General features: G+C 67.4%; 4 protein-coding genes and 2 pseudogenes. All 6 read left to right on the forward strand.

Features of this window, described 5'->3' with window-relative positions; genetic code table 11:
- Positions 1–1,041, forward strand: a pseudogene (locus tag VKZ87_RS08720) (conjugal transfer protein TrbE); the annotation flags it as partial.
- The gene (trbJ, locus tag VKZ87_RS08725) at positions 1,038–1,823 is read left to right on the forward strand and encodes a P-type conjugative transfer protein TrbJ (protein WP_113501328.1); all 786 of its coding nucleotides are present in this window, start codon (positions 1,038–1,040) and stop codon (positions 1,821–1,823) included. The pseudogene VKZ87_RS08720 and the gene trbJ, both read left to right, overlap by 4 nt.
- Positions 1,824–1,841: 18 nt before the next feature.
- On the forward strand, positions 1,842–2,129 hold the full coding sequence (gene trbK-alt, locus VKZ87_RS08730; RefSeq protein ID WP_324220865.1) for a putative entry exclusion protein TrbK-alt: 288 nt from the start codon (positions 1,842–1,844) through the stop codon (positions 2,127–2,129).
- A 3-nt stretch (positions 2,130–2,132) separates the two neighbouring features.
- Positions 2,133–3,494 (forward strand): P-type conjugative transfer protein TrbL, encoded by a 1,362-nt coding sequence (gene trbL / locus VKZ87_RS08735; RefSeq protein ID WP_324220866.1) that lies wholly within the window; start codon positions 2,133–2,135, stop codon positions 3,492–3,494.
- Positions 3,491–4,180, forward strand: a complete 690-nt coding sequence (gene trbF, locus VKZ87_RS08740; protein ID WP_324220867.1) for a conjugal transfer protein TrbF — start codon at positions 3,491–3,493, stop codon at positions 4,178–4,180. The genes trbL and trbF overlap by 4 nt, the downstream gene beginning before the upstream one ends.
- Positions 4,177–4,553, forward strand: a pseudogene (locus VKZ87_RS08745) (P-type conjugative transfer protein TrbG); the annotation flags it as partial. The gene trbF and the pseudogene VKZ87_RS08745, both read left to right, overlap by 4 nt.

A 4,553-nucleotide genomic window follows, 5' to 3' on the forward strand; every position in this document is an offset into this window, starting at 1 on the left:
GCCACGCTGGCGATGGGCGGCGACTGGCACGACCTCGGCGGACGCCTGACCGAAGGCGCGGACGCTCCGGTCCTGCTCCAGCCGCTCGCCCGTATCGGGCACGCGCAGGATCGCGCCTGGGCCGCCGACTGGATCGCGGCGATCCTCACGCGCGAGGGGCTGACGGTCACGCCCGAGGCCAAGGAGCATATCTGGACCGCGCTTTCCTCGCTCGCCTCCGCGCCGGTCGAGGAACGCACCCTGACCGGCCTGTCCGTCCTGCTCCAGTCCAGTGAACTCAAGCTCACCCTGCAACCCTATTGCGTCGGCGGCCCCTACGGGCGGCTGCTCGACGCGGAGACCGAAAATCTCGGCGATGCTCCGGTTGCCGCCTTCGAGACCGAAGGTTTGCTTGAGACTGGCGCGGCGCCCGCCGTCCTCGCCTACCTGTTCCACAGGATCGCCGACCGCCTCGACGGCCGCCCCACGATGATCGTGGTGGACGAGGGTTGGCTGGCGCTCGGCGATCCGGCCTTCTCAAGGCAATTGGGCGAATGGCTGGTTACGCTCAGAAAGAAGAACGCCAGCGTCATCTTCGCCACCCAATCGCTGGCGCAGCTCGAACAGAGCACCATTGCCCCCGCCATCATCGAGAGCTGCCAAACGCGGATCATGCTGCCCAACGAGCGGGCCATCGAGCCGCAGATCACGGCCATCTACAGGCGGTTCGGCCTCAATGACCGCCAGATCGAGATTCTGGCGCGGGCAATCCCGAAGCGGGACTACTACTGCCAGAGCCGCCGCGGCAACCGGCTGTTCGAGCTGGGCCTGTCCGAAGTCGGCCTCGCGCTCTGTGCCGCCTCCGCCAAATCCGATCAGTCCGAGATCGCGCGCATCTTCAAGGAGCACGGACGTGACGGGTTCCTTGACGCCTGGCTGCGCCATCGCGGCGTCGACTGGGCGGCCGACCTCATTCCCAGCCTCACCAACCTTGGCGGCCGGCCGGAAACCGCCGCGCCGGCGGCGCCAGAGACCACCGCAGGAAAGGAGCCTCTTCGATGATCCGTGTTCCCGTCCCCCGTATCGCCGGCGTATCCATGGTCGCGCTGGCGCTCGCCATGCCGGTAGCCCTGTCGCCCATGCTGGCAAGTCCAGCGCTGGCGCTCTTTGGCTTCGGCCGCATCGTCTATGACCCGTCCAACTATGCGCAGAACGTTCTCACAGCCGCACGGACTCTGGAGCAGATCAACAATCAGATCCGCAGCCTTCAGAACGAGGCGCAGATGCTCATCAATCAGGCCCGGAACCTGGCGAGCCTGCCCTACAGCGCTCTTCAGCAGATTCAGCAGAACGTCAGCCGTACGCAGCAGCTTCTCAATCAGGCGCAGAACATCGCTTTCGAGGTGCAGAGCATCGACCAGGCGTTCCAGAGCCAATATGGCAGCGTTTCACTGTCGACCACCGACCAGCAACTCGTCGCCGATGCGCGTGCCCGCTGGGAAAACACCGTGGGCGGCTTGCAGGACGCCCTGCGCGTGCAGGCCGGCGTTGTCGGCAACATCGACACCAACCGCGCCGAACTGGCTGCACTCATCGGCCAGAGCCAGAATGCTGCCGGCGCGCTGCAAGCCACGCAGGCCGGCAACCAGCTTCTCGCTCTCCAGTCGCAGCAGCTTTCCGACCTGATCGCGCTGATGTCGGCCAACGGCAGGGCCGAAGCGCTGATCGAGGCCGAGCGCGCCACCGCCGCCGAACAGGGCCGCATCCAGCGCGAGCGCTTCCTGACGCCGGGCAGCGGCTACCAGCCCGGCAACGCGCAGATGTTCAACAACGGCAACAACTGAGCGACGGGAGGAGCGCTCATGGACACCGGGATGCTCGCCCGGCTCGGTGCGGTCATATTCGTCGCCATCGCCATCACCACCACGGTGGTCGAGATGTCGCGCAGGGACGATCCCGCGCCATTCCGGCCGGCTCCGGCGCTCCAGCCCCTGGCTGATCCGCTGCGCCAGAGCCTGCGCCGGTGCCAGCAACTCGGCGAGGCGGCCGTGAGCGATCCCGCGTGTCTTTCAACATGGGCCGAAAGCCGCGACCGCTTCCTGGGCCGCACACCCGAACCAGACGCTTCCCGGCAAGACGAAGGGCCATAGCCCATGGGCGGAACCGGCGTCATAGACTCCTTTCTAGGGGTCTTCACCAGCTACATAGATTCCGGCTTCGGCCTGCTCGGCAGCGAGGTGGTGTTCATCGCCTCGACCCTCATCGTCATCGACGTGACGCTTGCCGCGCTCTTTTGGGCATGGGGCGCGGATGACGACATCATCGCCCGGCTGGTGAAGAAGACCCTGTTCGTCGGCGTCTTCGCCTATCTCATCGGCAACTGGAACAGTCTGGCGCGGATCGTCTTCGAGAGCTTCGCCGGTCTCGGGCTGCAAGCCTCGGGAACCGGCCTCTCGGCCGCAGATCTCATGCGCCCCGGTCGCGTCGCGCAGACCGGCCTCGACGCCGGCAGGCCGCTGCTCGAGTCGATTTCCGACCTCATGGGCTACTGGTCGTTCTTCGAGAACTTCATCCAGATCGCCTGTCTGATGTTCGCCTGGGCGCTGGTGCTGCTTGCCTTCTTCATCCTCGCGGTCCAGCTTTTTGTGACGCTCATCGAGTTCAAGCTGACCACGCTCGCAGGCTTTGTCCTCATCCCCTTCGGCCTGTTCGGTAAGACCGCCTTCATAGCCGAGCGCGTGCTTGGCAATGTCGTCTCGTCCGGCATCAAGGTGATGGTCCTTGCCGTCATCATCGGCATCGGCTCGACGCTGTTTTCGCAATTCACGGCCGGCTTCGGCGGGCAGACCCCGACCATCGACGATGCCATGGCGATCGTGCTCGCCGCCCTCTCGCTGCTCGGCCTCGGCATCTTCGGTCCCGGTATCGCCTCCGGTCTCGTGAGCGGCGGTCCGCAACTCGGCGCGGGATCAGCCGTCGGTACCGGGCTTGCCGTAGGGGGGGCCGCCCTTGCCGCAGGCGGTGCGGCCGGTCTCGCCATCAAGAGTGGCGCTGCCGCCATGTCCGGTGGAGCCGCCGCCGTTCGGGGCGGCGCGACCGCCGCAGGCGCGGCGAGCGCAGCCTACAGCGTCGGCTCGCTCGGCCAGTCCGGCGCGGCAGGCGTCGCCTCCGGCCTCGGCGGCGTTGCGCGCGCCGCAGGATCGGCGGCCATCTCGCCCCTGAAACGCGCCGCCGCGCGCGCCAGCGAAAGCATCAAATCCAGCTTCACCGCTGGCGCACGCGCGGGCTTTGCCGCCGGTGGCGGCACATCGTCCATGGGAACGGTGGGCGGCGTAAGCGCCGATCCCCCCGCCGCGCCGTCCGGCCCGGCCGGCGGTCCTCCCGCCTGGGCGCAGCGGATGCAGCGCCGGCAGGCCCTCAACCACGGCGCCACCATGGCCGCCCATGCAGTGCGTTCCGGCGACAGCCATGGCGGCGGTTCCTCCGTCAACCTTTCCGAAAGCGACCGCTCATGAACATCTTCAAACGACCAGCAACCCACTACGGCAAATCGCCGGAACCCAAGACGCCCTATCAGAAGGCCGCTCAAGTCTGGGACGAGCGCATCGGCTCGGCCCGCGTGCAGGCGAGGAACTGGCGTCTCATGGCCTTCGGCTCCCTGATTCTTTCGGCGGGTTTCGCCTCGGCGCTGGTGTGGCAGTCCGCACGCGGGACCGTGGTGCCCTGGGTGGTGCAGGTCGATAATCTCGGGCAGGCGCAGACCGTCGCACCGGCCGTCGCCGACTACCGCCCCACCGATCCGCAGATCGCATGGCATCTCGGCCGCTTCATCGAGCAGGTCCGGTCGATTCCGGCCGACGCCATCATCGTCCGCCAGAACTGGCTTCGCGCCTATGAGTTCACCACCGACCGGGGCGCGGCGGCCTTGAACGATTATGCGCGGGCCAACGACCCCTTCACCCGCGTCGGCCGGAGCCAGGTCGCCGTCGAGGTGTCGAGCGTCATCCGGGCGTCCCCGAACAGCTTCCGCGTCGCCTGGACCGAACGGCACTACGAGAACGGCCAGCTTTCCACCACCGAGCGATGGACCGCGATCCTGACCATCGTCATCCAGACGCCGCGCGACGCCGAGCGCCTGCGCGCAAACCCGCTCGGCATCTATGTCAACGCAATCAACTGGTCGCGGGAGATGAGCCAATGACGCGCGTCATCAGCAAACCGGCCGTTTCCGCATTGCTCCTGTCCGCCACCATGCTGGCCGGCTGCGCCACCAACCGGACGCCGCAATGGAGCTACGACGCCGAGGTGCCGCCGTTACCCGTGGCGCAGGAGGCCGCGACCGACGACACACCCCGGCCGCTGCATGTGCCGCCGGCCTGGACTGTGGCGCGAGGCGGACAGGCTGCCGCCACGCCGGCCGGCCGTGTCGAGAACGCCAATGCAGCCGCCCGCGTCGAGCCGCGCCGCGAAGGCTACTACAACGCCATCCAGATCTATCCGTGGAGCGAAGGCGCGCTCTATCAGGTCTATGCCGCAGTCGGACAGATCACCACCATTGCGTTGGAGCCGGGCGA

The sequence above is a fragment of the Ferrovibrio sp. genome (assembly GCF_035304305.1).
Lineage (GTDB): Bacteria > Pseudomonadota > Alphaproteobacteria > Ferrovibrionales > Ferrovibrionaceae > Ferrovibrio.